The organism is Corallococcus sp. AB049A, from assembly GCF_003668885.1.
Classification (GTDB): domain Bacteria; phylum Myxococcota; class Myxococcia; order Myxococcales; family Myxococcaceae; genus Corallococcus; species Corallococcus interemptor.
The window spans coordinates 1-417 of record NZ_RAWL01001261.1 but is presented as its reverse complement, the minus strand read 5'-3'; the positions used below and the strand labels follow the sequence as shown (position 1 = coordinate 417).

Here is a 417-nt window from a genome sequence, read left to right as displayed (position 1 = left end):
GTCATCCAGCGAAGTGCGCTGCCAGATCACCTGCACCTGCGGTTCCAGCCACCATGCGGACTGCCCGAAGTGCAGCAGCGGCTTGCCCGCCTCCACCGACACGCTGGTACCGTCGCCGCTCAGGCCGAAGCCGAGCCCACGCGAGGAACGCACGCGGCCGTCGTAGCGGCTCTGCATCGCCACGGCGTCGATGTAACCCCCACTGCTATCGGTGAAGGTCCAGTACAGGCCCACGTGCTTGTCATCCAGGCGGTTCTGGCCTACCTGCACGTTCTCCCAGCCCAGTGCCAGACCCGTGGTCTTGCCCTGCGCGCGGGTGCGGCCAACGAATACGCCGATCTGGTTGCGGTGGTTGTCAGACGCCGCAGCCCACACGTCGAGACCGGCCTGCAGGCCCATCACATCGCCATCGAAGCC

General features: G+C 66.9%; 1 protein-coding gene. It reads right to left on the bottom strand.

The genetic code is table 11. The features are described from left to right. On the bottom strand, nt 1–417 hold a 417-nt coding region (locus D7X55_RS46930; protein WP_121725787.1), incomplete at both ends, for an autotransporter outer membrane beta-barrel domain-containing protein.